The sequence below is a fragment of the Actinoplanes sp. NPDC049118 genome, from assembly GCF_040648555.1.
Lineage (GTDB): Bacteria > Actinomycetota > Actinomycetes > Mycobacteriales > Micromonosporaceae > Actinoplanes.
In genome coordinates, this window is record NZ_JBEZDY010000009.1 from 290502 (window position 1) to 316827 (window position 26326).

Genomic DNA, 26326 nt, shown 5'->3' on the forward strand with positions numbered 1-26326 from the left:
GTCAGCGAGGGGTACCGGACCTTCCCGGGGCCCCTCGCGGACCGGCAACCTGGGGCGGACGCAGCACGCAGCGTCCACCGGAGGGAGAGCCATGTTGCGCCGCCCGCTTGCCGCCCTCGTCACCGTCGCCGCCCTCGTCGCCCTGACCGGATGCGGAATGCTCGGCGACGCGCCGACCTCCGCCTCCGACGGCGCCGCCACCCCGGCGCCGGGCGCCTCCCGCACGCCCGGCTCCGACAGCGGCCTCGGCGACTCGGTGAAGGACTCCGGCGACATCCCCGATCCGTGCACGCTGCTCAGCAGGTCCGAGGTCACGAGCCTGACCGGTCGCGACATCAGCCAGATCGACGAGGACGGGCTCGAGGACGGTGACGCGACCCGCTACTGCCAGTGGCAGCAGCCCGGCGGCCAGCTGGCGGTCTTCCTGAGCCGGACGACCGAGGACGAGTTCAAGATCAAGACTGCGGAGGCGACCCCGGTGGACGGCGTCGGGGAGGACGCCTTCGCGCTGGCCGGGCACCTCTACGTGCTCTACGGCACGGTGTCGATCGACGTCTACAGCCGCGGCGACAGCGACGAGGAGAACCTGGAGAAGTCCGAGACGATCGCCAAGGTACTGATCCCGAGGATCTGAGCCGGGGGTTAACGCGCGGGCCCAGCTGGGCTAGTCTGCTGAGCCCATGACTACGCCGCCCCCTCCGCCGCCCGGTGTGTACCGCTCCCGGTCGCGGGTCACCCGCAACCGGCTCGGGCTCGCCGCGGCCGGGCTCGCGCTCGTGCTGCTCGGGTACCTGATCGGGCGCCTGCAGGGCGGCTCGGAGACGCCCGCCGTCGCCGCGCTGCCGCCGGCGTCGGCGCCGGCCTCCGCGCCGGCCTCGACGGAGCCGGCGCCCGAGCCGTCGACCGCGCCACCGACGACGGAGCCGGCGGCGCCCGGCCGGGACGCGTACTCCGTGCTCCAGGCCGAGGCGGCGTCCGGGCAGCAGGGCACCGACGTCCAGGAGACCGAGGACGAGGGCGGCGGGCAGAACGTCGGCTGGATCAGCAACGGCGACCTGCTGCGCTTCGACGACGTCGACTTCGGCGACACCCCGGCGACCAGGTTCGCCGCGCGGATCGCCGCCGACGCCGACGAAGACGCCAACGGCCGGATCGAGATCCGGATCGACAGCCCGGCCAACCCGCCGGTGGGCACCCTCACGACGGGCGACACCGACGGCTGGCAGAACTGGACGAGCCGGGAGACCGAGATCAAGGCGACCACCGGCCGGCACACGGTCTTCCTCGTCTTCGCCGCCGACGAAGACGACGAGTTCCTCAACCTCAACTACTTCGCGTTCGCACACTGACACCACCCGGCCGGGTCCGGCCGTAACGGCTTTTCGAACATGTGTGCGAAGATGGTCGCGTGTCCGACGAGGCGACCATCCTGCACGCCGACCTCGACTCCTTCTACGCCTCGGTCGAGCAGCGCGACGATCCCGGGCTGCGCGGCAGGCCGGTGCTGGTCGGCGGCGGCGTGGTGCTGGCGGCGAGCTACGAGGCCAAGGCCTTCGGGGTGCGCACCCCGATGGGCATCGCGCAGGCCCGGGCGCTCTGCCCGCACGCGCTCGTCGTGCCGCCGCGGATGTCGGCGTACTCGGCGGCGAGCAAGGCGGTGTTCGAGGTCTTCCGCGACACCACGCCGATCGTCGAGGGCATCTCCATCGACGAGGCGTTCCTGGAGGTCGGCGGCCTGCACAGGATCCGCGGCACGCCGGCCGCGATCGCCGCGCGGCTGCGCGGTGACGTCCGCGACCGGGTCGGCCTGCCGATCACGGTCGGGGTGGCCCGCACGAAGTTCCTGGCCAAGGTCGCCAGCGGTGTCGGAAAGCCGGACGGCCTGCTGGTCGTCGCGCCCGCGGAGGAGCTGGCGTTCCTGCATCCGCTGCCGATCGAGCGGCTCTGGGGCGTCGGCCCGGTCACCGCCGGCAAGCTGCGCGAACGCCACATCCTGACGGTCGGCCACGTGGCCCGCATCGGCGAGGCCGCCCTGGTCGCCATGCTCGGCGCGCACGCCGGACGGCACCTGCACGCGCTCGCACACAACCGCGACCCCCGCCGCGTGCGGACAGGCCACCGGCGCGGGTCGATCGGCTCGCAGTGCGCGCTGGGCCGGCGGGAGCGCCCGTTCGAGGAGATCGAGGCGACGCTGGCGGCCCTGGTCGACCGGGTCACCCGCCGGATGCGCACCGCGCGGCGGGCCGGCCGCACGATCACGCTGCGCCTGCGCTTCGGCGACTTCACCCGGGCGACCCGCTCGCGCAGCCTGCTCAAGGCGACCATGCAGACCCGGGCGATCCTGGAGACCGCCCGGCAGCTGCTGCGGGAGGCCCGGCCGCTGATCGACGAGCGCGGTCTGACCCTGGTCGGCGTGGCGGTCGGCAATCTGGACAGCGACGGCGCCGTCCAGCTGGAGCTGCCCCTCGCCTTCCCCGCCGAGGACAGCCTGGACACCGCGCTCGACGCGGTCCGGGACCGCTTCGGCTCGTCGTCGGTCACCCGGGCCAACTCGCTGGGCCGGGACCTCAACCCGGCCGTCCCGATCCTGCCGGACTGACGGGCCACGGCCCGGGTGCGTCCTGCCGATCCCGGCCCGCGCCGGGCCGGTCTCGCCTTTGGGCGCAGGCCCCTTCCGCCTCCCGGCGCAGGCCGGACGCCGTTTCCGCCTCGCGGTGCGTGCCGGGGTCAGAGGCCGAGCTGGGCCCGGCCGGTGGGGCTGAGCTCCTCGGCCGTCGGCCGGCCGGACCAGCCCGCCTCGTAGTCCTCGGCCGCGAAATCGGTCGGGCTGATCCCCTTGAGGAAGGCCTGCCCGCACTCGGCGGCGTAGGCGGCGTTCTTCTCGCAGTACGGGCTCGCCGGGATGTACATGACGTTGCCCCAACCCTGCTGGTCCCGCACCGCGCCGACCGAGTGGATCAGGTCGCCGTGCCACCAGACGGTGTCGCCGGGCTCGACCGCGGGGATCGGGGTCAGCGCGGGCATCAGCGCCGGGTGCCAGCGCTCGCTGATCGGCAGCGCCTGCCCGTTCGCGGCGCCGCACAGGTCGTCGTCGGCCACGTCGTCCTGCAGGGCGCGCAGCAGCAGGTAGGCCATCGCCGACGGGATCGGCACGACGTGCAGGACACCCTCGGTCGGCGCCATATCGGACAGCGCGGTCCAGCCCTGGAAGGTACGGAAAGCCGAGCACATCACCGTGGACTCGTACTCGTGGACATCGGTGCGGTAGGCGCCGTCCCACGGGTCGTGCGCGTCCGGGTCGCCGCGGAAGACGTGCCGGAAGACGTTCTGGTACGCCGGGAGCAGCCAGCGCTCGATCGAGCCGGAGTCGGTGTGCGCGGACAGGCCGGACGAGTCGCTGCCGGGCCCGCGGCGGCGCACGCGGTCCGGGTACGCGGTGTCGCGGGTGGGGTCGAACCAGATCCGGCCCTCGGACTCGTGCTTCCAGAAGGAGTTCAGGAAGCCCCGGACCGCGACCATGTTGTCGTCCTCGCGGGCCTGCATCTGCGGCCGCGACCAGTAGATCGGGAAGATCGACGGCCGGCTCGCGGCGAGGCCGCCGAAGACGCCGTCGTCGACGTAGCGGTAGGTGCCGGCGAAGTCGTTGCGGTCCAGGTAGGAGACCAGTTCGGCGTCCCACCGCTCGGCGCGCTCGCGCGGGAACGTGCCCTTGACGACGGCGCAGCCGCGGCGCCGGACGGCCTCGACCAGTTCGGCCGGCACGGTGCCGGCGGCGATGTCGTCGAACCGCACGACGGGCCAGACCTCCTCGCCCCGCCCGCGCTGGGCGAGGATCTCGGCGACCTCGGCGCGGACGGCGGTCTCGGCCCGCGCGAAGGCGGCGGCGACGTCGCCGATCCGGGACCGCAGCCGCGCCTTCGTCTCGCGGATCGCGGTGGGGATGTCGGCCGGTGCGGTGTTCATCGGTGTCTCCCTGCGTTCGTCCGGGATTTGATTAGGTGACCTAACTAGAATCTTGCCTTAATGTAAGAGGTCGGCGGGGTAGATCACAAGGGGTGTATGTGAACGAGGTCGCCCGGGCGCTGCCGCAGACGGTTCTGCGCGAGGCCACCGACCGCCGCCTGCTCGACGAGACCATCCGGCAGGGCCGGACGACGCGGGCCGAGCTGGCGGACGTCACGGGCTACTCGCGGCCGACCGTCTCCGAGGCGGTCCGCCGCCTGGTCGAGGGCGGGCTGCTCGACGCGACCGGCCTGAAGGAGACCGGCCGGCGCGGCCGGGTGGGCATCTTCTACGAGCTGGGTGCGCAGTCCGGGTGGGTGCTCGCTCTGGAGCTGGACCAGTCCGGCGTGCACGCCCGCGCGGCCGACCTGGGCGGACGCACCCGCGCCGAGCTCCGCCGGCCACCCACCCCGCCGGGTGACGTCTCGGCGCTGGTCGAGAGCGTGCGAGCCGCGGTGCGGACGATCGACGGCGGAGCGGGCCCACTACGCACGGTGGGCGTCTCGATCGCGAACCCGGTCGACCCCGCCACCCATCAGACCGTTCCGCTGGCCGGCACGCCGTTCCCGGAGGGCCTGCTCAGCCCGGTGGAGATGATCGGCGACCTGGTGCCGGCCCCGGTGCTTGTCGACAACGACGTCAACCTCGCCGCGCTGGCCGAGCACCGGGTGGGACGGGCGGCGGGCGAGGCCAGCTTCGCGTACGTCTACGTCGGTGCCGGCCTGGGCGTCGGGCTGTACATCGGCGACCAGCTCGTCCGGGGCGCGCACGGGCTGGCCGGCGAGATCGGCTACCTGCCGGGCGCCTCGGCGCCCACGATCGCGGCGGACCTGGCGGCGGGCGGGCTGGGACGCTCGGACGCGCCGTCCAACGACGTGGCGGCGGTGCTCGCGCTGCTCGACCGGGCGGACGAGGCGGCGCTGGGTGTGCTCGCGGACGCGGTGGCCCGCGCGATCAACTCGGTCGCCGCGGTGGTCGACCCCGCCCTGGTCCTGCTCGGCGGTCCGGTGGGCACGCACCCGGCGCTGCTGCCCCGGGTACGCGCGGCGCTGTCCTTCCCGGGCCCGATCCGGGTCGAGCACGGCGCCCTTGGCACGGACGCGGCGCTGCGCGGCGCCCTGGAGCTGGCCATCGAGCACGCCCGGGCGGCGGCGGTGGCCGTCTGAGCGCACCGCGGCCCGGGCACCGGGCGCGTTCGCGCGGTGCGGCAGACTGCTGGGTGTGCGGAAGATCTACGTCATCGGGATCGGCTCTGGCGACCCCGACCACCTGACCCTGCAGGCAGCCAAGGCGATCGGCCGGACCGACGTGTTCTTCCTCCTCGACAAGGGCGAGGCCAAGGAGAGCATGATCGAGCTCCGCCGCCGGATGCTGAAGGCCTACGGGCGGCCGAGCCGGCGCATCGCGGAGGGCCGCGACCCCGACCGCGACCGGACGCCGGCGGACTACGAGGGCACGATCGCCGACTGGCGGCACCGGCGCTCCGAGGTCACCGAGGCGCTGATCGGCGAGCACCTGCTCGACGGCGAGACCGGCGCGTTCCTGGTCTGGGGCGACCCGTCGCTCTACGACTCGACCATCGGCATCCTGGACGAGATCCTGGCCCGCGGCCTGACGACCTTCGAGTACGAGGTCATCCCCGGCATCAGCAGCGTCTCGACCCTGGCCGCCAAGCACCGGATCGGCCTGAACCGGGTCGGCCGTCAGTTCGAGGTCACCACCGGACGCCGCCTGGCCGAGGGGTGGCCGGCCGGCGTCGACGACGTGGTCGTGATGCTGGACGCGCACCAGTCGTTCGGCACGGTGGACGCCGAGCACGTGGAGATCTTCTGGGGCGCGTACCTCGGAACCGAGGACGAGCTGCTCGTCGCCGGGCCGCTCGACGAGGTGGCCGACGAGATCCGCCGGGTGCGCGCGGAGGCCCGCGAGCGCCACGGCTGGATCATGGACACCTACCTTCTGCGCCGCCGGGCCTAGGAACGCCTTGACCCGGCTTGGCAGACTCGACCGATGCTGGCCCGGCGGTACCACGCGTTTCGCAAGCTCGGCGGTGGTGCGATCCCCGTGGCGTGCCTGGTGCTGTTCCTGGTCATCGGCGGCATCACGTCGGTCCTCAGCGGGATCGACGCGCTGCGGGTCGAGCGTCGGGCGGTCGCCGGCACCCTCACGCCCACCGGCTGCGAGCCCGCCCGGAACCGGACCAGGCAGCTCTTCTGCGTCGGCTCGTTCGCCTCGGACGACGGGACCGTCCACATCGAGCGGGTGCGGCTGTTCCCGCGGTTCGACGAGGAGCCACGGGCGCCGTTGCGGGTGGTGGTCAGCGGGCCGGGCGCGGACTACGCGTACTGGCCCGGCCAGGATGCCGGGTGGGGGATGGTCCTTTCCGGAGTGGTGATCACGATGATCGGCGTGTTCGCGTTGTGGCTGTTCACGCTTCCGCAGCGGGCCGGCTGACGCCCGGCTACCCGTCGCCCTCCAGGTCGCCCTCGGTCTCCAGGAACACCTGCTGCAGGGCGGTCAGCGTGGCCGGGTCCGGTGCCTCCCAGAGCTTGCGGTCCGCCGCCTCCAGCAGCCGCTCGGTGATGCTGTGCAGGGCCCACGGGTTCGACCGGGTCATGAACTTCTGGTTCTCCGGGTCCAGCACGTAGGCCGCCGCGAGCTGCTCGTACATCCAGTCCGCGACGACGCCCGCCGTCGCGTCGTACCCGAAGAGGTAGTCGACCGTCGCGGCCAGCTCGAAGGCGCCCTTGTAGCCGTGCCGCCGCATGGCGGCGATCCAGCGCGGGTTGACCACCCGGGCCCGGAACACCCGGGCCGTCTCCTCGGTGAGGCTGCGGGTCCGTGTCGCGTCCGGGTTGGTGGAGTCTCCGATGTACGCCGCCGGCGCCCGCCCGGTCAGCGCCCGCACCGTGGCGATCATGCCGCCGTGGTACTGGAAGTAGTCGTCCGAGTCGGCGATGTCGTGCTCGCGGGTGTCGATGTTCTTCGCCGCGACCTCGATCCGCCGGTACGCGGTCTCCATGTCGCCGCGGGCCTCGACCCCGTCCAGCCCCCGGCCGTAGGCGAACCCGCCCCAGACCGCGTAGACCTCGGCCAGGTCGGCGTCGCCGCGCCAGTTGCGGCTGTCGATCAGCGGCAGGATCCCCGCACCGTAGGCGCCCGGCCGCGAGCCGAAGATCCGCGTGGTGGCCTGGCGCCAGCTCTTGTCCGCGGCGACGTCGGCGAGCGCGTGCGCCCGGACGTAGTTCTGTTCGAGCGGCTCGTCCAGCCCGGCGACCAGGCCGACGGCGTCGTCCAGCATGGCCACCACGTGCGGGAACGCGTCCCGGAAGAAGCCGGAGATGCGCACGGTCACGTCGATGCGGGGCCGGCCCAGCTCGTCCAGGCCGATCGGCTCGATGCCCGTGACGCGGCGCGAGGCCTGATCCCAGATCGGGCGTACGCCCATCAGCGCGAGGATCTCGGCGATGTCGTCGCCCGCCGTACGCATGGCGCTCGTGCCCCAGGCCGAGAGGCCGACCGAGCGTGGCCAGTCGCCGTAGTCGCCGCGGTAGCGCGCGAGCAGCGAGTCGGCCATGGCCTGGCCGGTCTCCCAGGCCAGCATGCTCGGGATGGCCTTGGGGTCGACGGAGTAGAAGTTGCGGCCGGTCGGCAGCACGTTGATCAGGCCGCGCAGCGGTGAGCCGCTCGGCCCGGCCGGCACGTAGCCGCCGTCGAGCGCGTGCAGCACGTTGGTCAGCTCGTCGGTGGTCCTCGCCAGGCGGGGTACGACCTCGGTGGCGGCGAAGCGCAACACGTTCGCGACCGTCTCGTCGTCGGTGACCTGCGCGGCGGCGGCCGGGTCCCAGTCGCGCGCCTCCATGGCGACGACGAGCGCGCGGGCCCGCTCCTCGACGGCGTCCGTCTCGGCCGTCGACGCCGCCTCGCCCAGACCCAGCGCCTCGCGCAACCCCGGCAGCGCCGCAACCTGGCCGCCCCACATCTGGCGGGCGCGCAGCATCGCCAGCACCAGGTTGACCCGGGCCTCGCCGCTCGGCGCGGCACCCAGGACGTGCAGGCCGTCGCGGATCTGTACGTCCTTGATCTCGCAGAGCCAGCCGTCGACGTGCAGGATGAACTCGTCGAACTCCTCGTCGTCGGGCCGGTTGTCGAGGCCCAGGTCGTGGTCCATCCTGGCGGCCTGGATCAGGGTCCAGATCTGCGAGCGGATCGCGGGCAGCTTCGCCGGGTCGAGCGCGGCGATGTTGGCGTGCTCGTCGAGCAGCTGCTCGAGCCGGGCGATGTCGCCGTACGACTCGGCGCGGGCCATCGGCGGGATGAGGTGGTCGACCAGGGTCGCGTGCGCGCGCCGCTTCGCCTGGGTGCCCTCGCCCGGGTCGTTGACCAGGAACGGGTAGATCAGCGGCAGGTCGCCGAGCGCCGCGTCGGTGCCGTCCGACGCGGACATTCCGACGTTCTTGCCCGGCAGCCACTCGAGGTTGCCGTGCTTGCCGACGTGCACGACCGCGTGCGCGCCGAAGTCCTCCGCCAGCCACCGGTACGCGGCGAGGTAGTGGTGGCTCGGCGGCAGGTCGGGGTCGTGATAGATGGCGACGGGGTTGGCGCCGAAACCGCGCGGCGGCTGCACCATGACGACGACGTTGTGTCCGCGCAGCGCGGCGAGAACGATGTCGCCCGCGTCCACGTACAGCTCGCCGGGCGCCGGTCCCCAGTGCCGCTCCATCGACTCGCGCAGGTCGGCCGGCAGCGTCGCGAACCAGGAACGGTAGGCGTCGCCGGAGATCCGCACCGGGTTGCCGGCGAGCTGGTCCTCGGTCAGCCAGTCCGGGTCCTGCCCGCCGGCCGCGATCAGCGCGTGGATGAGCGCGTCGCCGTCCTCCTCGGCCACGCCGGGGAAGTCGCCGACCCGATAGCCCCGCTCCCCCATGGCCCGCAGCAGGCGCACGGTCGAGACCGGCGTGTCGAGGCCGACCGCGTTGCCGATCCGCGAGTGCTTCGTCGGGTACGCCGAGAGCATGACCACGATCCGGCGCTCGGCCGGCGGGACGTGCCGCAGCCGGGCGTGCGCGACGGCGATGCCGGCGACCCGTGCGGCGCGCTCGGGGTCCGGCACGTAGACCGAGAGCCCGTCGGGGTCGATCTCCTTGAACGAGAACGGCACGGTGATGATCCGGCCGTCGAACTCCGGGATCGCCACCTGCGTCGCCGCGTCGAGCGGGGAGAGCCCGTCGTCGCTCGCCTCCCAGGCGGCGCGGCTGCCGGTCAGGCACAGTCCCTGGAGGATCGGCACGTCCAGGTCGGCGAGGACGCCCACGTCCCACGCCTCGTCGTCGCCGCCGGCGGACACCGTCGCGGGCCGGGTGCCGCCGGCCGCGAGCACGGTCACGACCAGGGCGTCGGCCTTGCGCAGCTCGGCAAGCAGCTCCGGCGAGGCGGTGCGCAGCGAGGCCGTGAAGATCGGCAGCGGCCGCCCACCCTTGGCCTCGATCGCCCGGCACAGCGCCTCGACGAAGTTCGTGTTGCCGGCCATGTGGTGTGCGCGGTAGTAGAGCACCGCGACCACCGGGCCGCCGGCGTCCGTCTCGCGCGCCAGCAGGCCCCAGTCGGGGGCCGCGACCGGCGCCGCGAAGCCCCGGCCGGTCAGCAGGATCGTGTCGGAGAGGAAGTCGTGCAGCGCCGCCAGGTTCTCCGCGCCGCCGTACGCCAGGTAGCCGTGCGCCTCGGCGGCCACGCCGGCGGGCACGGTCGAGAGCTTCATCAGCTCGGCGTCGGGCGCCTGCTCGCCGCCGAGCACCACCACCGGCACCGGCCCGGCGAGCAGCGCGTCGAGGCCCTCCTGGAAGGCCCGGCGCCCGCCGAGCAGGCGCACGACCACCAGATCGACCCCGTCGAGCAGGGCGGGAAGGTCGGCGACCGCGGTGCGGGCCGGATTGGCCAGGCGGTACGCCGAGCCGCTGGCACGGGCGCTCAGCAGGTCGGTGTCTGATGTCGACAACAGCAGGAACACGGCTCTCCCCTCGGGGTCCGCGCCCCGGGTCGAAGGAAACACGGCGACCGGAGTTCCTGGCTCCCGGGTCGATGTGCACCCGGTGACAGTGGCGGGACCGCGCCGGACTCGCACCGGCTTCCTCCGCGGCGTCGCCGCACGTGGACTCCCACTCTTGCGATCGGCGCGGGCGGCGTCAAGGCGGGGCGGCGGGTGTGACGATGCCGACCGCCGCCGGGATGTCGGCAGCCCGTCTCGCGACTGGCACGGGCGGCGTCAGGGCGGGGCGGCCGGTGTGACGATGCCGACCGCCGCCGGGAAGTTGTCAGCCCGGATCCGTAGTATCCGGGCCGTGTCCCAGCCATCCACGCGCGCCGACGTCGACGCCTGCCCGGGCGCGCTGCGGCTGCACGCCGCGGCCGACGGCCCGCTGGCGCGCGTCCGGGTGCCGGGCGGGCGCCTGACGGGCGCGCACGTCCGGGTGCTGCGCGAGCTGGCCGGGCGCTGGGGCGACGGCCACGTCGAGCTGACCAGCCGCGCAAACCTACAGCTCAGAGCGGTGCGGGACGCCGCGGCGGCCGGGCTCGCGGCCGGCCTCGAGGCGGCGGGCCTGCTGCCCTCCCGCACCCATGAGCTGGTGCGCAACATAGCCGCGTCCCCGCTGGGCGGGGACCCGGCGGTGGACCGCCTGGACCGGGCCCTGTGCGCGGATTCCCGGCTGGCCTCGCTGCCGGGGCGGTTCCTGTTCGCGCTCGACTCGGGCCTGGGCGACGTGGCGTTCTCCGCCGACGTGGCCGCCCTTCCCGTCCACACGCACGAGGGGCACCCCGCCGCCGTCGCGATCCTGTTCGCGGGCGCCGACGCGGGCCTGCGGGTGGCACCCGACGCCGTGGTGCCGGCACTGCTGGCGGCGGCGCACGCCTTCCTCGACGAACGCGCGGCGCAGCGGACCACGGCGGTCGAGGCGACGCCGGGAAGCCGCGCGGACGCTCCGGACGCCGGGGTCGCCGACGGCCGGCGGCAGGTGGCGTGGCGGGTGCGGGAGCTGGCCGACGGGCCCGCGCGGGTGGCGGCGCGGACCGCCGCGGCGCTGGGCGTGCGGCCCGGCCCGGCCGCCGTGCTGCCCCGGCCCGTCCCGCGGGAGCCGATCGGGCTGATCGAGCAGCCCGGCGGGCGCGTCGCCGTCGGGGCGCTGGTGCCGCTCGGGCGGCTGCGCCCCGTACAGCTGAGGGTTCTGGAATCCGCCGCGACCGTGACCGTCACGCCCTGGCGTGGGATCGTGCTGCGCGGGCTGACGCCGGAGGCGGCGCGGAACTGGGCCGCGGCGCTGACGGAGGCCGGCCTCGAGGTCGCCGCCGGGTCGCGGTGGGCCGGGGTGACGGCCTGCGCCGGCCGGCCCGGGTGCGCGAAGTCGCTCGCCGACGTCCGGCACGACGCGGACGCGGCGACCACGGCCGGCACGGGTCTGCCCGTGCACTGGGTCGGGTGCGCGCGCGGATGCGGAAGCCCGGCCGGCCCGCACGTGCGGGTCGAGGCGACCGGATCGGGCTACCGGGTGCGGTCGCCGGGCGGATCCGGGTTCGCGGCAGTGACCGAGGTGGGGGCGCTGGTCAGCGCCGCGAGGAAGGGCTGAGATGGAATACGTGCGCGACGGCGCGGAGATCTACCGGCGGTCGTTCGCGACGATCCGGGCGGAGGCCGACCTGTCGGTGCTGCCGTCCGATGTGGCCCGGGTCGCGGTCCGGATGATCCACGCGTGCGGGATGGTCGACCTGGTCGGCGACATCGGCTTCAGCCCGGGCGTGGTGACCGCCGCCCGCAAGGCGCTCCTCGGCGGCGCGCCGATCCTCTGCGACGCCGAGATGGTCGCCGCCGGGGTGACCCGGAAGCGGCTGCCCGCCGCCAACGAGGTCATCTGCACGCTGCGCGACCCGGCGGTGCCGGCGCTCGCCGCCCGGACCGGCGACACCCGCAGCGCCGCCGCCCTGGAGCTCTGGGGCGACCGCCTCGCCGGCGCGGTGGTCGCGATCGGCAACGCGCCGACGGCCCTGTTCCGGCTGCTGGAGATGGTCGAGGCGGGCGCGCCGCGGCCGGCGGCGGTGCTGGGCATCCCGGTCGGTTTCATCGGTGCCGCCGAGTCCAAGGACGCGCTTGCCGCCTCCGACCTGGACTACCTGGTCGTACGCGGACGGCGCGGCGGCAGCGCGATCACGGCGGCGGCGGTCAACGCCCTCGCCTCGGAGGAGGAGTAGGCATGGCGGGTCGGCTGTTCGGGGTCGGGCTCGGTCCGGGCGACCCGGAGCTGGTCACCGTCAAGGCGGCGAGGCTGATCGGCGCGGCGGACGTGATCGCGTACCACGCGGCCCGGCACGGGCGCAGCAACGCCCGAGCCATCGCGGCCCGATATCTGCGCGAGGGCCAGCTCGAGGAGCCGCTCATCTACCCGGTCACCACCGAGACGACCGACCATCCGGGCGGCTACCAGGGCGCGATCGACGAGTTCTACGCGCAGAGCGCGGAGCGCCTCGCCGCGCACCTGGACGCGGGCCGCGACGTGGTCGTGCTCGCCGAGGGCGACCCGTTCTTCTACGGCTCATACATGCACATGCACAAGCGGCTCGCGGACCGCTACGAGGCGCAGGTCGTGCCCGGCGTGACGTCGGTGAGCGCGGCGTCGGCGGTGCTGGGCAGGCCGCTGATGGAGCGCGACGAGACCCTGACCGTGCTGCCCGGCACCCTGCCGCCGGCGGAGCTCGCCGCCAGGCTGGCCGGCACCGACTCCGCCGCGATCATGAAGCTGGGCCGCACGTTCCCCGGCGTCCGGGACGCCCTGGAACAGGCCGGCCGGCTCGACGACGCCTGGTACGTGGAACGGGCGACCACCGACCGCGAACGGCACGGCCGGATCGCGGACATCGATCCGGCGACGGTCCCGTACTTCTCCCTTGCCCTGCTGCCGAGCCGGGCCGCCGCGAGCTTCTCCGAGGCGCCGGCCCCGCGGCCGGGCGGCGGCGGGGTGACCGTGATCGGGCTGGGCCCGGCCGGGCCCGGCTGGCTCACCCCGGAGGCGCGGTCCGCGCTGGCCGCGGCGGACGACGTCGTCGGCTACGGCCCGTACGTCGACCGCGTTCCGCGGCACCCGCGCCAGCGCCGCCACCCCTCCGACAACCGGGTCGAGGCGGAACGGGCGGCGTTCGCGCTCGACCTGGCGAAGCGCGGCCACCGCGTCGCGGTGGTCTCCTCCGGCGACCCGGGCGTGTTCGCCATGGCGGCGGCGGTGCTGGAGGCCGCCGAGGATCCGCAGTGGAAGGACGTGCCGGTCCGGGTGGTGCCCGGGCTGACCGCGGCGCAGGCCGTGGCGAGCCGGGTGGGCGCGCCGCTCGGCCACGACTTCTGCGTCCTGTCGCTCTCCGACCGGCTCAAGCCCTGGGAGGTGATCGAGTCCCGGCTGACCGCGGCGGCGGGCGCCGACCTGGTCATCGCGATCTACAACCCGGCGTCGCAGAGCCGCAAGGAGCAGCTGGTGCGGGCCCGTGAGCTGCTGCTGGAGTGGCGCGACCCGGCCACGCCGGTGGCGGTGGGCCGCGACGTCGGCGGGCCGGAGGAGTCGGTGCGGGTGACGACGCTGGGCGAGCTGGATCCGGCCACGATCGACATGCGCTGCCTGCTGATCGTCGGCTCCAGCCAGACCCGGATGGCCACCCGCGGCGACGGCACTACCCAGATGTACACGCCGCGGCACTACCCCGCCTGAGCCACTCGGCGGCGGCCTCGACCGTCGCCGCCACGGTGACCGACCGCGGCAGGGGCGGCCGGTCGACCATGACGACCGGAATCCCGCGCTCGCGGGCGGCGTCGAGCTTCGCCGCGCTCCCGCCGCTGTCCTTGGTGACCAGCACGTCGATGCGGTGCCGGGCCAGCAGGGCACGCTCACCCTCGGCGGTGAACGGGCCCCGGTCCAGCAGCACCTCGAGACGCCTCGGCACCGGCGCGACCGGCGCCTGCACCGAGCGGGACAGGAACCAGCAGGCGTCCACGCCCGCGAAGGCCGCGAGGCCCTGCCGCCCGGTGGTCAGGAACACCCGCTCCCCCAGCGCCGGCAGCGCCGCGGCGGCCGCGGGAAGGGTCGCCACCCGATGCCAGACGTCGCCGGGCCGCTCGGCCCAGCCCGGCCGGCGCAGCACCAGCAGCGGCACCCCGGCCAGCGACGACGCCGCGGCCGCATTGCCGGTGATCGTCGCCGCGAAGGGGTGCGTGGCGTCCACCACCGCGTCGACCGACTCCGCGCGCAGGTAGGCCACCAGCCCGTCGACGCCGCCGAACCCGCCGATCCGGACCTCGCCCGCGGGCAGCAGCGGCGCGCTGGTCCGCCCGGCGAGCGAACTGATCACCTCGAGGCCGGGCACCGCGGCGCAGGTCGAGGCCAGCGCCCGCCCCTCGGTCGTCCCCCCGAGGACGAGCACCCTCACGTCCGGCAGCGCTGCGTCGAGTAGAGGTGGCTGCCGGGAAAGGCCGAAGCCGTCAGCGCCGCGCCGACCACGATCACCGCGGTGCGCCGGATGCCGGCGGCGGTCACCTTCGCGGCGATGTCGGCCAGCGTGCCCCGGACGATCAGTTCGTCCTCCCGGCTCGCCCGCGCCACCACCGCCACCGGGCAGTCCGCGCCGTAGTTCGGCACCAGCTCGGCCACCACGGCGTCGATGCGCTGCACGGCCAGGTGCAGGACCATCGTCGACCTGCTCGCGCCCAGCGTCGCGAGATCCTCCCCGGGCGGCATCGCGGTGGCCCGCTCGGCGGTCCGCGTCAGGATCACCGTCTGCGCGACCCCGGGCACCGTGAACTCCCGGCCCAGCGCCGCGGCCGCCGCGGCGAAGGCGGGCACGCCCGGCGTCACGTCGTAGGCGATCCCGGCCTCGTCCAGCCTCCGCATCTGCTCGGCGACGGCGCTGAACACCGACGGATCACCGGAGTGCAGCCGCGCCACGTCGTGCCCTGCCTTCGCCGCGGCCACCATCTCGGCGAGGATCTCGTCCAGGTTCAGCCCGGCCGTGTCGACCAGCCGCGCGCCCGGCGGGCAGAAGGCCAGCAGGTCGGCGGGCACGAGGCTGCCCGCGTACAGGCAGACCGGGGACGACCCGATCAGCCGCTGCCCGCGTACCGTGATCAGGTCGGCCGCGCCCGGCCCGGCCCCGATGAAGTGCACCGTCACGGCTTGATCACCGACCAGATGGTCACCGGCATCATCGCTCTCCATCCCGTGAAGCCGCCGACCGGTGACGTCCGGTTGACGGCGATCCGCGTCAGCTCGCCGCCCAGGCGTGCATACCAGGCCGCCAGCACCGCCTCCGATTCCAGCGTCACCGCGTTGGCGACCAGCCGGCCGCCGGACGGCAGCGCGGCCAGGGCGGCCTCGACCACGCCGTCGCGCGTCAGCCCGCCACCGACGAAAACCACGTCGGGCGCGGGCAACCCGGCAAGAGCGCCGGGCGCGCGTCCCGCTACGACCCTGAGCTTCGGTACCCCCAGAGCGGCCGCGTTCCGCGCGATCCGTCCCACCCGCTCGGCGGACGACTCGACGGCGACCGCCCGGCAGTCGCGGTGCGCGCGCATCCACTCGATCGCGATGCTGCCGGAGCCGGCGCCGATGTCCCAGAGCAGCTCGCCGGGCTGCGGCCCGAGAGCCGCGAGGGTTACGGCGCGGACCTCGCGCTTGGTGAGTTGCCCGTCGTGTTCGTAGACGGAATCGGGCAGGCCGGGCACCAGCGGACGGGAGCCGGCCAGGACCGGACCGGCATGCCGGCCGCCCGGCTGCCCGGCCTCGGTCCCGCCGGCCTCCGGCGAGCCGCCGCCAGGCCCGGCCGGTCCCACAGTTGCGACCGGCCCCTCCGCCACCGCGGCGGGGCCGGTCGAGCAGGCGACGGCGACGACGTTCAGCGGGTCGAACTCGCGGGCGCCGAGGTTCTCCGCGGCGCAGGTGGTCACATCCTCGGCGGGGCCGCCGAGCTGGGAGAGCACGGTCACGGTGCTGTCGGCGTACCCGCGGGAGGTGAGCAGGGCCGCGACGGCCGCCGGCGTGTCCGCGCCCGCGCTGAGGATCAGGATCCTGCGGCCCGGGTGGACGAGCGGGTGTAGTTCCTCGACCGGCGCGGTGACCAGGCTCAGCACGTCGACGTCCGGTAGCGACCAGCCAAGGCGTGCCGCTGCGAGCGACACCGACGACGGGCTGGGGATGACCCGCACCGCCGCCGCGCCGAACAGGCGGACCAGCGTCGCGCCGAGGCCGTGGAACATCGGGTCGCCGCTGGCCAGGACCGCGATGCGCCGGCCACGACGCGATTCGAGCAGACCACGCAGCGCGGGAACGAGCGGCGACGGCCATGGTAGAAGCTCGGCGTCGACGAACTCCGGCAGCAGGGCCAGCTGGCGCGAACTTCCGAAGATCACCTCGGCGCCGGTCAACGCCGCCGTGGCCGTACCCGTCAAGCCCGGCCAGCCATCGGCGCCGATGCCGACCACGGTGAGGGCCGCGGGGGTTTCAGTCACGCCGTGACGTTAGCCCGCCGGAGTCCGGAGGGCTTCCGTCGTACCCCATAAATCGATAGGTTTCACTGCATGAAGGGCTCCCTGATAGTCCTGGCGATCCTTGCCCCGCTGGTAGCGGCACCCACCGCCGCCCTCGCCGCGCCCGCCCCCACGCCCGTCGCCGCCCGCACCGCACCCATCGCCGCCCAAACCGGGGCCGCCGCCGAGGCCGCCGTAGAGCCCGCCGCCGTCAATCCCGCCGCCGTCAATCCCGCCGCGGCCAATCCCGCCGCCGCCGATCCCGCCGCCGTCGATCCCGCCGCGGTCAATCCCGCCGCCGCCGTTGTGCCCGCCGCCAAGGCTGCCGCCATAGAGCCTGTCGCCGCCAAGGCCGCCGCGGTGCTCGCCGCCGATGCGTCCTATCGGACGTTGAGCTCGGCCAGCCATCCGGACTGGATGCGTTCCCTGCCCGATTCGACCCGCCTATCCGTGTTGTCCATCCCCGGCACCCACAACTCGATGTCGATTCACGGCGGCGCGCTGACCCAGACCCAGGAGAACTTCGGCGACAGCGGCGCGACGCTGGCCCGGCAGCTCGAGGCCGGCATCCGGATGATCGACATCCGGGCCCGGGTGAACGGCGGGAACACCTTCACGATCCACCACGGCACGTTCTATCAGAACGCCAACTTCACCGATGTCCTGAATGTGCTGCGCACCTTCCTCGCGGCCCACCCGGGCGAGACCGTCGTCATGCGGCTCAAGCAGGAGTGCACGGGCGAGATCGGATCCTGTACGGACGTGTCGGGCCAGAAGAGCTTTCCGGACATTTTCGACTCGTACGTCTCCTCGCTGTTCTGGCAGCCGTCGGTGACCCGTGCGGCCGCGGCCGCGACGCCCACGCTGGGCGCGATCCGGGGCAAGGTGGTGCTCGCCGTGCTGCACGGCGCGTTCGGCGGCCCGATCGAGCGCTACGGCCTGGCCCAGTTCGGACAGTGGGGCAACGGCTCGCCCTACATCCAGGACAACTACTCGGTGCCCAACATCGGCGCCATCGCCACCAAGCGCGACCAGGTCAGACGCCACCTGGACGCGACGAGCGCCGGCGACCCGGCGACGATGTACGTCAACTTCACCAGTGGCGCCAGCCTCTTCGCCCAGCCGCAGCAGGTGGCCGGCGGCGCACTCTGGGTACAGGGCGTCAACCCGTTCCTGCTCGGCTACCTCAACGAGGGCCACGGCCTGGTCCGTACCGGGATGGTCCTGCTCGACTTCCCCGGGGCCGGCCTGATCGACAAGATCATCTCGTACAACTGACTTTTTCCTCTCAGGTTTGAGCCTTCACCCGCTGAACCGCGTAGTACCCGTCGACGGCCTGCCGAGAACCGGACCGTCACGTCGGCCGCCGGGGGGTGGCAGACGCCGAGCGACGACTGCTGAGCGGGTGAGGTCGATGGCGCGAGCGTACGGCGACACTGCCGGCCGACCAGGGCCGACGATGTTCCAATCCTTCGATGACCTGCGCGAGCCGGCGTCCGGACAGACCCTCGCGCCCGAGCGCGAGTTCTGGCAGCAGCCGGATCTGAACGAAGGCGTCCCGCGCGGCGACATCCTCGTCGAGGCGCCGTCCGACCCGTCCGGCTGGCAGGGCAGCGGCCCGGCGATCGTCACCGACGACCGCCCGCCGGCCGAGGCCACGTCGGGAAACCGCCTGCTCACGGTGCTGCTGTTCTTCTCCGGGCTGGCGACCAGCGTCGCGCTCTGGCTCTTCGACACCCAGGCCGGCGCGATCAACGACACCCCGACCCTGATGTTGGCGGTCGGCCGGATCACCGGCCTGGTCGGCGGCTACCTGCTTTTCATCCAGCTGTTGATGATGAGCCGGGTCTCCTGGCTGGAGGAGTGGGTCGGCGCCCGCGACCTGCTGCGCTGGCACCGCTGGCTGGGCACCTCGCTGGTCGTCGCGGTGCTCGCGCACGTCGTTTTCATCGTCTACGGGTACGCGCTCACCGCCGAGGCCGGCGTGGTCGACCAGGCCTGGACGATCATCACCACGCTGCCCGAGATGATCAGCGCGACGGTCGCCACCGGCCTGCTGGTCCTGATCAGCGTCATCTCGATCCGGGCGGCCCGCAGCAAGCTGCCGTACGAGTTGTGGCACTTCATCCACCTCACCGCGTACCTGGTGCTGCTGCTCGGCTACGGACACCAGGTCGCGACGGGCGCGGACCTGTCCGGCCGGTTCGCCTCGGTCTTCTGGCCCGGGCTGAGCGCGCTGGTGATCGCCGCCCTGGTCTGGGGCCGGCTGGTCGAGCCGCTCTGGCTCAACGTGCGGCACCGCTTCGAGGTGGCCGAGGTCGTCGCCGAGGGCACCAACACCTTCTCGATCTACATCGACGGCCGCAAACTCGACAAGCTTCCGGCCCAGGCGGGCCAGTTCATGCGCTGGCGGTTCCTGACCGCCAACGGCTGGTGGCAGTCGCACCCGTTCTCGCTGTCGGCGGCGCCGAACTCGCAGTGGCTGCGCCTGACCGTCACGGTGGTCGGCGGGCACACGTCGAAGCTGGCGGAGATGGAACCGGGCACCCCGATCTGGGCCGAGGGCCCGTTCGGGACGTTCACCGCGCAGCGCCGCACCCGCCGCCGCGCCCTGCTGATCGCCGGCGGCAGCGGCATCGCGCCGATCCGCGCCCTGCTCGAGGACATGCCGCCGGACACGATCGTGATCTACCGCGCCAGCCGCCCCGACGAACTGGTCTTCCGCGAGGAACTGGAGGACCTGGCCGAGCGCCGCGACGCCTGGGTCCGCTACATCGTCGGCTCCCGCAACGATCCCGGCCCACGACGCCTGTTCACGGCGAACGGCCTGCTCGGGCTGGTGCCCGACGTCAACCGCCGCGACGTCTACCTGTGCGGCCCGCCCGGGCTGGTCGACGCCGCGGTGCAGACCCTGCGCGAACTGGAAGTGCCAGACAGCCAGTTGCACCTCGACCCCTTCGAATTCTGATATCCGGGAGTTTCCTCATGCGACGCAGCACCGCAGCAGCCATCGGGACGTTGACCGGCGCAGCCTTGATCGTCGGTGTCCGGCTGAGCGTGTCCGCACCCGTGGTTCCCTCGGCGGCGCCGCCCGCGGTCGACCTGGCGAACTCTGGCCAGGACGCGGACCCGTCGGCCACTCCCTCGAAGAAGGCGTCGAAGAAGCCGGCCGCCCCCGAGGGCTCCTCCGACGAGGCCTCGGGCGAGGCCGGTGGCGGCGGCCTCACCAACGGTGTCTTCAAGGGCTCGGCGGCGAAGAACCCGTACGGCACGATCCAGGTCTCGATCAAGGTCACCGGCGGCAAGATCACCGCAGCGGATGCGACGTACCCGGTCACCGGCGACAGCGCGACGATCAACCCGCCCGCGATCGCCTCGCTCAAGCAGGCGACGGTCAAGGCACAGAGCGCCGAGGTCGACGCGGTCTCCGGCGCGACGTTCACCTCCGAGTCGTACGTGAAATCCCTCCAGGCGGCGATCGACGCCGCCACCGCGTAGAGTCCGGCGCCATGCACCACGCCGAACACGTCATGGGCACGGTCGTCAGCATCGACCTGGCCGACGACCTCCCGCAGGCGGACCTGCGGACGATGATCGACGACGTCTGCGGCTGGCTGCACGAGGTGGACCGGCGCTTCAGCACGTACCGGGACGACAGCGAGGTCAGCCGCTTGCGCCGGCGGGAGATCGCACCGGCGGACTACTCGGCGGACCTGCGCCACGTCCTCGAGGCATGCGCCGACCTGTGGCGGGAGACCGACGGGTACTTCGACGCCTACGCGGCCGGCCCACTCGACCCGTCGGGATACGTCAAGGGCTGGTCGGTGGAGGTCGCCTCGGCCCGCCTCGCCGAGGCAGGCTCGGTGAACCACTGCGTGAACGCCGGCGGGGACATCAGGGCCCGCGGGCTGTCCGGCGCCGGCGCGCCGTGGCGGGTCGGCATCCGGCACCCCTGGGTCGCGGACAAGCTGAGCTGGGTGCTCGCCCTGACCGACCAGGCGGTGGCGACCTCCGGTACCTATGAGCGCGGTGATCATGTCTTCAATCCACGTACGGGCGGGCCGGCCCGGGGTCTACGGTCGGTGACCGTCGTGGGACCCGACCTGGCACTTGCGGACGCCTACGCGACGGCGGCGCTCGCCATGGGCGAGGCGGGGATCGCCTGGCTCGCCAAGCGCGTCGCCGACGGCTACGACTCGGCGGTGGTGACCGACGACGGGCGCGCGTTCAGCTCATCGGGTCTGCCGGCCGCGGTCTAACCCACGCCTCGCACCACCCGCGGTCTAACCCACGACCCGCCTGACCCACGACCGGCACCACCCCGCGGCCTGACCCACAGCCGGCACCACCCCACGGCCTGACCCACGACCGGCACCACCCCACGGCCTGACCCACGACCGGCACCACCCCACGGCCTGACCCACGGGCAGCACCACCCCACGGGTGATCAGAAGTCGGCGAATACGTAGGGCATCCGCTTCGGGAAGAGCGCGGTCAGCTTGTCGATCGCCGCGGCATCCACCTGGCCGAATCCCCTCGTGATCACCTCGACCGGGTCGAGCACGCCGTAGGCGAGGGCCGAGATGCCGGCGCAGGTGAGCGTGGCCTCCGGCTCGTCCTTGCCCTGCTCCACAATGAGCCTGCCGCCCTCGCCGGCCAGCCGGTAGCGCCCGCCGATGAACTCGTCGCCGGTCACCTCGATCGTCACCGCACCGATGGCCGACGTGGCGGTGCCGGTGAGCGCCTCCATCGAGAGCAGGCGCGCCATCGGTCCGCCCCGGCGGGGAAATGAGACGCGGCCCTCGGTGAGCACCGCCAGGTCGGTCCCCCACAGCTCGGGCACCTCGTCCACGCCGATGGTCATGACGATCCGGGCGACCTGGTCCACGTGCCGGGCGAAGAACTGCAGCAGCAGCGCCCTGCCCAGCGGCCCCGTGACCAGCAGATCGTCCGTGATCAGCTCCCCGCCGAACTCGTCGATCCGGTAGGCCACGGCACCCACCACCGCACCGTCGACCCGGGCGATCGCCACCCAGCGCGCCGGGCTCTCCCGGAACTCGGCCGTGCGCACCTCGTCGAACACCGAGAAGCCGTGACGGTCACCCAGCAGGCGCAGCGTCAGGGCGTTGTAGTCGTCGAAGGCCTCCCGCATAGGCAGACGCTCCACCTCGCCCCGCAGATCGGCTCTCAGCAGATGCTCCAGGCCCTCCGGGGCGAACGTGGCGGTCCGGACCCGCGGAAGGCCCACGAAGCCGAAACGGCCGTAGAACGACGCACGGAACGGATAGAGGGTGCTCACCGTGCTCCCCCGGTCGTGCATCTCGCGCAGAAGCCGGTCCAGAAGCGCTCGGACGAAGCCACGCCGCCGCGCGGCCGGATGGGTGGAGACGGACGCGACCCCGGCCATGTCGTGGACGACGCCACGCACGTTCTGCCGCATCGGGAACGCGGCGACGCCGGCCAACGCCTGCCCGTCCTCCTCGGCGATGAGACTGACCGCCGTGCGGTAGTACTGCATCCGCCGGGCGTAGGTCTCCCGATCGGTGTCCGGCCAGGGCGAGGGCATGAACGCGTAGGCCTGCAGCGGGAACATCGTGTCGGTGCGCTCGGCGGCGGTGACCTGTCGGATCTCCATGAGTCCATCCAAGCGGGAACGCGGGGCGGCCGCTCACCCGTTTCCTGACCTGTGGATAACCGGGCCCGCGACGCGCCGAGGTACCCCCGGTTTGGCAAGGAGGCGGACTACCCGCTAATGTTTCATCCGTCGCCGGGGAACGCCACCGGAGAGACAAGCGGACGTAGCGCAGCTGGTAGCGCATCACCTTGCCAAGGTGAGGGTCGCGGGTTCGAATCCCGTCGTCCGCTCGGAGAGGCCGCCACAGGTTACGTGCGGGGTCAGCTCGGTGGAGTGGCCGAGAGGCGAGGCAACGGCCTGCAAAGCCGTGTACACGGGTTCAAATCCCGTCTCCACCTCGGCGTTTCTTATCGAGGGCGATTGGCGCAGCGGGAGCGCGCTTCCTTGACACGGAAGAGGTCACTGGTTCGATCCCAGTATCGCCCACCAAAGATGGCAGTGCGCGAACCATCTGGTTTGCGTCACGGTCGGTGAGGGTCAGCCCATCAAGGGCTGGCCCTTCGTCGTTTCCGGCGATCGGGAGCTTGAAGACGGGCCGGACGGTGTCGTCCGCGATGATCGTGATCTCCTGGATCAGGGCTTCGAAGAGCGCCGTGCGGGCGTTGTGCGCCTCGTTCGTGAGGATGTGTCGGATCTCGGCTCGGACGGCGGTCAAGTCGGCCGATGTTAGCGCCTGAGGTGGCTGGTCAAGATCAAGCTCGAGCTCGGCTTTGCGGGCGCGCAGTGCCTTGGACTACCCCGCCCTCATGCAGGACCGGCCGTCCCTCGGACGAGCTCTGGTGGCGGCCGTTATCGATCAGCCGACCGGTCCGCTGACCAGCCTGCTGCCGGTCGCTGTGCGGGACCTGTTGCTGAGCGAAGCCGCCGCCGGGTGGGAAGCGTAGAAACGCTGCTGGACAGGCAAGACATTGAGCTGACACGGCTGACAGCAGCCGGACTGCACAGGTTCCGTGGCGGCCAGGGGTCCATCGATGCCCAGGAGCGAGCGGCACTGGATCGGTTGCTGTCGCACGAGGACGAGATGTTCGGCTCCACGCGCTACAGATGGTGCGCCAGATCAGGGACTACGACAAAACGCTGGCCACCGAACTGCTCCTGACGGTCTCCTTCGCGCATTCACCAGCAGTGGCCAAGCAGGTGTTGTTCGCGGTCGGCGAACACGGCTTCTGGCCTACGAGGATCTCGGCGATACCGACCGCGAGGGCATCCTCACCGAGATAGCAAGCCTCGCCACGATCGACGAGTACGCCATCCACGCCTTCCTTGCTGGTCCTTCGGCGATCTACCCGGACGAGGTCCTGCAACTGCTGAAGCGCAGGTCGGCGGCGGAGACCCGGCCATGCACGGGCGGTTACCGCGGGTTGCCTGATCGATGGCACAAGAACTTGCGGTTCCGCGACTCGCCGCGATTCGGCGAATTCCTGTGGGATGTGATCGCCTGGATCGCCGAGACCATCGACGGTGCCGCGCCAGATCCTGGTGCGGTCTTCGGCCCAGCCGCGGTGACCTACGACGGCGAAGTCTTGGAGGTCCTCGATCGGGCACTCGGCGTTGGTCTGCATCCGCTGCCCGATGCTGAACATCAATCCGAAGATGCTGGGCAGGCTCGCCGAGCTCGAGGAAGACCTGCAGGCCCGGCGGTCCAGGGCAGAAGCCGAAGGATGGGCGGGCGAGATCGAAGGCATCGACCTGACCCTGCGGCCGACAAGCGGCAGCAAGCTGGACGGCTGCAGAAGCTTTCCGGTGCCGTCGCTCTCGCGACGCCCGCTCTGCGCTCGGCAGCCGAGCCATCGGCCTGATCCCGCGGCGGTCGTCGCCATCCGGGCTGTAGGACGGCGACGACCGCGGTGACACCCCAATGCCTAGTTGGTAACGGTGGCCGCCCGGGAGTTGCCGGCGGGCAGCAGCAGGGGCACCAGCCGCACGTAGGCGACCATGCCCAACACTTCCACCAGGGTTTGGGTGACCACGACTGTCGCCGCGACGCCCAGTTCGTCGGGCAGGGCCAGCGCCAGCGGCAGCACCACCAGCGAGTTTCGGGTCGCACCGGTGAACACCACGGCCCGGCCCGCTGCGATGTTAAGGCGGAACAGCCGGGCGACACCCCAGCCGGCGAACGCCATGACCACCAGGAACAGCACATAGAACGGCACCACCCCGAGCACCCCGGCGAAGTCGTCGCCCAGCTTCGGTACCTGGGAGGCGACCACCACCAGCAACGTCGCGGCCATCAGCGGCACCATCACCGCGCTCATCGCATTGCTGACCCTGGCGCCGGCCCGGTGTCGGCCGGCCCACGCCTGCGTGGCCCAGGCCAGCGCGAGGGGAATCACGATCAGCACGATGAACGCCTCGACGAACGGCCGGACCTCGACCGCCTCAGACAGCTCCGACCCGAGGAACATGAACAGGAAAGCCGGGAGCAGCAGCATCTGCGCGATCAGCAACAGTGGGGTGGCGGCCAGCAGCCGCTGGCTGCTGCCACCGGCCAGACCGCTGAACACGATCACGTAGTCCACGCACGGGGTCAGCAGTACCAGCAGCACACCCATCCGTACCGCCTGATCGGCGGGCAGGAACGTGAACATCGCGGCGACCACCAGCGGCACCACCACGAAGTTGACCACTAGCGCCGCGGCCAGGAACCGGCCGTCACGCAGCGAGCGCATCAGGTCCCGCGCCGGCACCTGCAAGAAGGTCACATACAGCAGGACACCCAGTACCGGGTTGATCAGATGTTCCAATCCAGGGCCGGCACTCGGCGCTGCCCAGCCGACGACAGCACCCGCGACGATAGCGCCCAGATACACGACGATCTGGTGCTGTTCCACCCCGGCCAACAGGCCCCGCGTTTCCTGCCCCACTCAAGAGCTCCCTGCTCCTCAACGCGCCGACCGGCATGCCGTTCCTGCTCAATCTTGATCGGCTCGGCGGAACCCCGGCGCACCGGCCCCAGCGGCCCGAGATGGGTCAGCAGCCGCAGCCGGTGCTACCGCACCCGCACCCCGCCGCCCCCGCTCGCTGGGCGGAGCGGCGCCGGTGCCACCACCACATGCCCAACGCCAGCACGACCAGACCGGCCGCGACGGCGAGCAACGTCTGCTCCAGGATCGCGGCGCCAGCGCCGGTGAGCACACCAGCGGCGATCAGCAGCGGCAGAGCGCAGCAGGCGGCGCACGCGAGCGCGGCAAGACCGCCGGTGATCTTGCTGCGGCGCGGCGGCGCGTTATCGAGGACCACGGGTGACGGGCCGGCGGTGCGGGGCGGCGGCGTGACGGGCTGGCTCATGCAGGCTCTCCAGAAGGTCGCGTGGTGGCGATGGTCAGATACGGGATCGGGCAATCGGTGCAGGTGCAGTTGGTGAGGCTGTCGCAGCGGGCGTCGACGACCTCAGTGAGCGTGCCGCGGATGGCGGTCAGGTCGGCGATCTTCCGGTCGATCTCGGCAATCTTCTCGATGGCGCGTTGCCGCAGGTCCGCGCTCGGGTGCCGGCGCCGGCCGGCGTCGAGGAGGTCGGCGACCTCGTCGAGGGTGAACCCGAGCCGCTGGGCAGCTTTGATCACATTCAGCAGGGCGACCGTGTCCGGCGGATAGAGCCGGTGCCCGCCGTTTGACCGGTCTGGTTCGGCGAGCAGCCCGCGGCGTTCGTAATAGCGCAGGGTTTGGATGTTGACGCCGGCCTGCTCGGCGACCTCGCCCGTGCGGAGTCCGTCCATCAGGACGCCTGCGCCGTCGAGTGGGAGCCGGCGAACGGCAGGCCGGCCTGCGCCCAGTCGGCCTTGCCGCCGTCGTAGACCCGCACGTCGGTGTAGCCGAGCCGCCCGAACGAGGCCGCGGCGACCCTGGACCGGCCGCAGGACGGGCCGGAGCAGTAGGTAACGACGGTCTGGTTCCGGTCCGGGGCCAGCCGTGCTGCCAGGTCGGCGGTCAGCTCGCCGGGCAGGTTCACTGCGCCAGGAAGGTGTTCTGCCTCGTAGCGCGCCTCGGGCAAGGCCTCGACGAGGGTGAGGTCGCCAGCTTCGAGCAGGACGCGGAGCTGGTCACGATTGATCCGCTGCACCACTGACCTCCATCCCAGCGGGCGTGTCCGGGAGACCGACCACGGCGGCGAACGTACCGGCTGCGTCGGCAGGCATGCGGAT

At 72.7% G+C, this 26326-nt stretch carries 25 protein-coding genes, 3 tRNA genes and 1 riboswitch; of the genes, 17 read left to right on the forward strand and 11 right to left on the reverse strand.

What is annotated here, in order from left to right; all coding sequences use genetic code 11:
* The first annotated feature begins 91 nt into the window (after positions 1–91).
* From AB0B58_RS16810 to dinB, 3 genes are read left to right on the forward strand one after another with little or no spacing between them, the layout of a single operon-like run.
* A complete protein-coding gene (locus AB0B58_RS16810) occupies positions 92–634 on the forward strand; it encodes a DUF3558 family protein (protein WP_360224151.1) in 543 nt (180 codons plus the stop codon).
* Positions 635–680: 46 nt separating this feature from the next.
* Entirely contained in the window at positions 681–1349 is a 669-nt protein-coding gene (locus tag AB0B58_RS16815) for a carbohydrate-binding protein (protein WP_360224153.1), read from the forward strand.
* Positions 1350–1408: 59 nt separating this feature from the next.
* On the forward strand, positions 1409–2599 hold the full coding sequence (gene dinB, locus AB0B58_RS16820; protein WP_360224155.1) for a DNA polymerase IV: 1191 nt from the start codon (positions 1409–1411) through the stop codon (positions 2597–2599).
* Positions 2600–2727: 128 nt separating this feature from the next.
* On the opposite strand, the gene AB0B58_RS16825 is transcribed toward dinB, so the two are convergent.
* Positions 2728–3963 carry a YbiU family protein gene (locus AB0B58_RS16825; RefSeq protein WP_360224157.1) on the reverse strand — a complete coding sequence of 412 codons (1236 nt, stop codon included), beginning with the start codon at positions 3961–3963 and terminating at the stop codon, positions 2728–2730.
* 98 nt (positions 3964–4061) lie between these two features.
* On the opposite strand from AB0B58_RS16825, the gene AB0B58_RS16830 reads away from it, so the two are divergent.
* The 3 genes from AB0B58_RS16830 to AB0B58_RS16840 are packed head-to-tail and all read left to right on the forward strand — an operon-like array spanning position 4062 to position 6456.
* Positions 4062–5168 (forward strand): ROK family transcriptional regulator, encoded by a 1107-nt coding sequence (locus AB0B58_RS16830; RefSeq protein ID WP_360224159.1) that lies wholly within the window; start codon positions 4062–4064, stop codon positions 5166–5168.
* 55 nt (positions 5169–5223) lie between these two features.
* Positions 5224–5979 (forward strand): precorrin-6A synthase (deacetylating), encoded by a 756-nt coding sequence (gene cobF / locus AB0B58_RS16835; protein WP_360224161.1) that lies wholly within the window; start codon positions 5224–5226, stop codon positions 5977–5979.
* Between the two features lie 33 nt (positions 5980–6012).
* Positions 6013–6456, forward strand: a complete 444-nt coding sequence (locus tag AB0B58_RS16840) for a hypothetical protein (RefSeq protein ID WP_360224163.1) — start codon at positions 6013–6015, stop codon at positions 6454–6456.
* A 7-nt stretch (positions 6457–6463) separates the two neighbouring features.
* Here the strand turns inward: AB0B58_RS16840 and cobN are convergent, their stop codons facing one another.
* Positions 6464–10009 (reverse strand): cobaltochelatase subunit CobN, encoded by a 3546-nt coding sequence (gene cobN, locus AB0B58_RS16845; RefSeq protein WP_360224165.1) that lies wholly within the window; start codon positions 10007–10009, stop codon positions 6464–6466.
* Positions 10010–10059: 50 nt separating this feature from the next.
* Positions 10060–10133: riboswitch (cobalamin riboswitch) on the reverse strand.
* A gap of 207 nt (positions 10134–10340) precedes the next feature.
* Between cobN and AB0B58_RS16850 the strand changes: the two genes are divergently transcribed.
* The 3 genes from AB0B58_RS16850 to AB0B58_RS16860 are packed head-to-tail and all read left to right on the forward strand — an operon-like array spanning position 10341 to position 13742.
* Positions 10341–11621 (forward strand): precorrin-3B synthase, encoded by a 1281-nt coding sequence (locus AB0B58_RS16850; RefSeq protein ID WP_360224167.1) that lies wholly within the window; start codon positions 10341–10343, stop codon positions 11619–11621.
* A gap of 1 nt (position 11622) precedes the next feature.
* Positions 11623–12240 (forward strand): precorrin-8X methylmutase, encoded by a 618-nt coding sequence (locus AB0B58_RS16855; protein WP_360224169.1) that lies wholly within the window; start codon positions 11623–11625, stop codon positions 12238–12240.
* A 2-nt stretch (positions 12241–12242) separates the two neighbouring features.
* Entirely contained in the window at positions 12243–13742 is a 1500-nt protein-coding gene (locus AB0B58_RS16860; RefSeq protein WP_360224171.1) for a precorrin-2 C(20)-methyltransferase, read from the forward strand.
* On the opposite strand, the gene AB0B58_RS16865 is transcribed toward AB0B58_RS16860, so the two are convergent.
* From AB0B58_RS16865 to cbiE, 3 genes are read right to left on the reverse strand one after another with little or no spacing between them, the layout of a single operon-like run.
* Positions 13705–14457, reverse strand: coding sequence for a cobalt-precorrin-6A reductase (locus AB0B58_RS16865; protein WP_360224173.1), 753 nt, complete (start codon positions 14455–14457; stop codon positions 13705–13707). The genes AB0B58_RS16860 and AB0B58_RS16865 overlap by 38 nt on opposite strands.
* Positions 14454–15197, reverse strand: a complete 744-nt coding sequence (cobM, locus tag AB0B58_RS16870) for a precorrin-4 C(11)-methyltransferase (protein WP_360224175.1) — start codon at positions 15195–15197, stop codon at positions 14454–14456. Before cobM ends, AB0B58_RS16865 begins: the two co-directional genes overlap by 4 nt.
* Positions 15194–16531, reverse strand: coding sequence for a precorrin-6y C5,15-methyltransferase (decarboxylating) subunit CbiE (gene cbiE / locus AB0B58_RS16875; RefSeq protein ID WP_360224177.1), 1338 nt, complete (start codon positions 16529–16531; stop codon positions 15194–15196). Before cbiE ends, cobM begins: the two co-directional genes overlap by 4 nt.
* Before the next feature lie 69 nt (positions 16532–16600).
* Between cbiE and AB0B58_RS16880 the strand changes: the two genes are divergently transcribed.
* From AB0B58_RS16880 to AB0B58_RS16895, 4 genes are all read left to right on the forward strand, one after another.
* Positions 16601–17827, forward strand: coding sequence for a phosphatidylinositol-specific phospholipase C (locus AB0B58_RS16880; protein WP_360224179.1), 1227 nt, complete (start codon positions 16601–16603; stop codon positions 17825–17827).
* A gap of 181 nt (positions 17828–18008) precedes the next feature.
* The gene (locus AB0B58_RS16885) at positions 18009–19517 is read left to right on the forward strand and encodes a ferric reductase-like transmembrane domain-containing protein (protein ID WP_360224181.1); all 1509 of its coding nucleotides are present in this window, start codon (positions 18009–18011) and stop codon (positions 19515–19517) included.
* A 17-nt stretch (positions 19518–19534) separates the two neighbouring features.
* A complete protein-coding gene (locus AB0B58_RS16890) occupies positions 19535–20047 on the forward strand; it encodes an FMN-binding protein (protein WP_360224183.1) in 513 nt (170 codons plus the stop codon).
* Between the two features lie 11 nt (positions 20048–20058).
* Entirely contained in the window at positions 20059–20808 is a 750-nt protein-coding gene (locus tag AB0B58_RS16895; RefSeq protein ID WP_360224185.1) for an FAD:protein FMN transferase, read from the forward strand.
* Positions 20809–20996: 188 nt separating this feature from the next.
* Here AB0B58_RS16895 and AB0B58_RS16900 read toward each other — a convergent pair whose 3' ends face one another.
* Positions 20997–22184 (reverse strand): GNAT family N-acetyltransferase, encoded by a 1188-nt coding sequence (locus AB0B58_RS16900; RefSeq protein WP_360224187.1) that lies wholly within the window; start codon positions 22182–22184, stop codon positions 20997–20999.
* Between the two features lie 157 nt (positions 22185–22341).
* Here AB0B58_RS16900 and AB0B58_RS16905 point away from each other — a divergent pair.
* The 3 genes from AB0B58_RS16905 (at position 22342) to AB0B58_RS16915 (ending at position 22613) form a co-directional block, all read left to right on the forward strand.
* Positions 22342–22414 (forward strand) — tRNA-Gly (locus AB0B58_RS16905).
* 37 nt (positions 22415–22451) lie between these two features.
* Positions 22452–22522 (forward strand) — tRNA-Cys (locus AB0B58_RS16910).
* Positions 22523–22538: 16 nt separating this feature from the next.
* Positions 22539–22613, forward strand: a tRNA-Val gene (locus tag AB0B58_RS16915).
* A gap of 635 nt (positions 22614–23248) precedes the next feature.
* Here AB0B58_RS16915 and AB0B58_RS16920 read toward each other — a convergent pair.
* Complete coding sequence (locus AB0B58_RS16920) at positions 23249–23767, reverse strand: hypothetical protein (RefSeq protein ID WP_360224189.1); 519 nt, start codon at positions 23765–23767, stop codon at positions 23249–23251.
* Here AB0B58_RS16920 and AB0B58_RS16925 point away from each other — a divergent pair.
* Positions 23757–24035 (forward strand): hypothetical protein, encoded by a 279-nt coding sequence (locus AB0B58_RS16925; RefSeq protein ID WP_360224191.1) that lies wholly within the window; start codon positions 23757–23759, stop codon positions 24033–24035. The two genes, AB0B58_RS16920 and AB0B58_RS16925, sit on opposite strands and share 11 nt — an antisense overlap.
* Before the next feature lie 11 nt (positions 24036–24046).
* On the opposite strand, the gene AB0B58_RS16930 is transcribed toward AB0B58_RS16925, so the two are convergent.
* The 4 genes from AB0B58_RS16930 to AB0B58_RS16945 form a co-directional block, all read right to left on the reverse strand.
* On the reverse strand, positions 24047–25015 hold the full coding sequence (locus tag AB0B58_RS16930) for a bile acid:sodium symporter (RefSeq protein WP_360224245.1): 969 nt from the start codon (positions 25013–25015) through the stop codon (positions 24047–24049).
* A gap of 139 nt (positions 25016–25154) precedes the next feature.
* A complete protein-coding gene (locus AB0B58_RS16935) occupies positions 25155–25472 on the reverse strand; it encodes a hypothetical protein (protein WP_360224193.1) in 318 nt (105 codons plus the stop codon).
* Positions 25469–25900 (reverse strand): MerR family transcriptional regulator, encoded by a 432-nt coding sequence (locus AB0B58_RS16940; protein ID WP_360224195.1) that lies wholly within the window; start codon positions 25898–25900, stop codon positions 25469–25471. The genes AB0B58_RS16935 and AB0B58_RS16940 overlap by 4 nt, the downstream gene beginning before the upstream one ends.
* Positions 25900–26244 (reverse strand): rhodanese-like domain-containing protein, encoded by a 345-nt coding sequence (locus tag AB0B58_RS16945; RefSeq protein WP_360224197.1) that lies wholly within the window; start codon positions 26242–26244, stop codon positions 25900–25902. The genes AB0B58_RS16940 and AB0B58_RS16945 overlap by 1 nt, the downstream gene beginning before the upstream one ends.
* Positions 26245–26326: the final 82 nt, after the last annotated feature.

Coding starts and splice junctions, on each gene's coding strand:
- AB0B58_RS16810 (WP_360224151.1), top strand. CDS start 92: ATGTTGCGCCGCCCGCTTGCCGCCCTCGTCACCGTCGCCGCCCTCGTC.
- AB0B58_RS16815 (WP_360224153.1), top strand. CDS start 681: ATGACTACGCCGCCCCCTCCGCCGCCCGGTGTGTACCGCTCCCGGTCG.
- AB0B58_RS16825 (WP_360224157.1), bottom strand. CDS start 3,963: ATGAACACCGCACCGGCCGACATCCCCACCGCGATCCGCGAGACGAAG.
- AB0B58_RS16840 (WP_360224163.1), top strand. CDS start 6,013: ATGCTGGCCCGGCGGTACCACGCGTTTCGCAAGCTCGGCGGTGGTGCG.
- AB0B58_RS16855 (WP_360224169.1), top strand. CDS start 11,623: ATGGAATACGTGCGCGACGGCGCGGAGATCTACCGGCGGTCGTTCGCG.
- AB0B58_RS16860 (WP_360224171.1), top strand. CDS start 12,243: ATGGCGGGTCGGCTGTTCGGGGTCGGGCTCGGTCCGGGCGACCCGGAG.
- AB0B58_RS16880 (WP_360224179.1), top strand. CDS start 16,601: ATGAAGGGCTCCCTGATAGTCCTGGCGATCCTTGCCCCGCTGGTAGCG.
- AB0B58_RS16885 (WP_360224181.1), top strand. CDS start 18,009: ATGTTCCAATCCTTCGATGACCTGCGCGAGCCGGCGTCCGGACAGACC.
- AB0B58_RS16890 (WP_360224183.1), top strand. CDS start 19,535: ATGCGACGCAGCACCGCAGCAGCCATCGGGACGTTGACCGGCGCAGCC.
- AB0B58_RS16895 (WP_360224185.1), top strand. CDS start 20,059: ATGCACCACGCCGAACACGTCATGGGCACGGTCGTCAGCATCGACCTG.
- AB0B58_RS16900 (WP_360224187.1), bottom strand. CDS start 22,184: ATGGAGATCCGACAGGTCACCGCCGCCGAGCGCACCGACACGATGTTC.
- AB0B58_RS16925 (WP_360224191.1), top strand. CDS start 23,757: ATGCTGAACATCAATCCGAAGATGCTGGGCAGGCTCGCCGAGCTCGAG.
- AB0B58_RS16920 (WP_360224189.1), bottom strand. CDS start 23,767: ATGTTCAGCATCGGGCAGCGGATGCAGACCAACGCCGAGTGCCCGATC.
- AB0B58_RS16935 (WP_360224193.1), bottom strand. CDS start 25,472: ATGAGCCAGCCCGTCACGCCGCCGCCCCGCACCGCCGGCCCGTCACCC.
- AB0B58_RS16940 (WP_360224195.1), bottom strand. CDS start 25,900: ATGGACGGACTCCGCACGGGCGAGGTCGCCGAGCAGGCCGGCGTCAAC.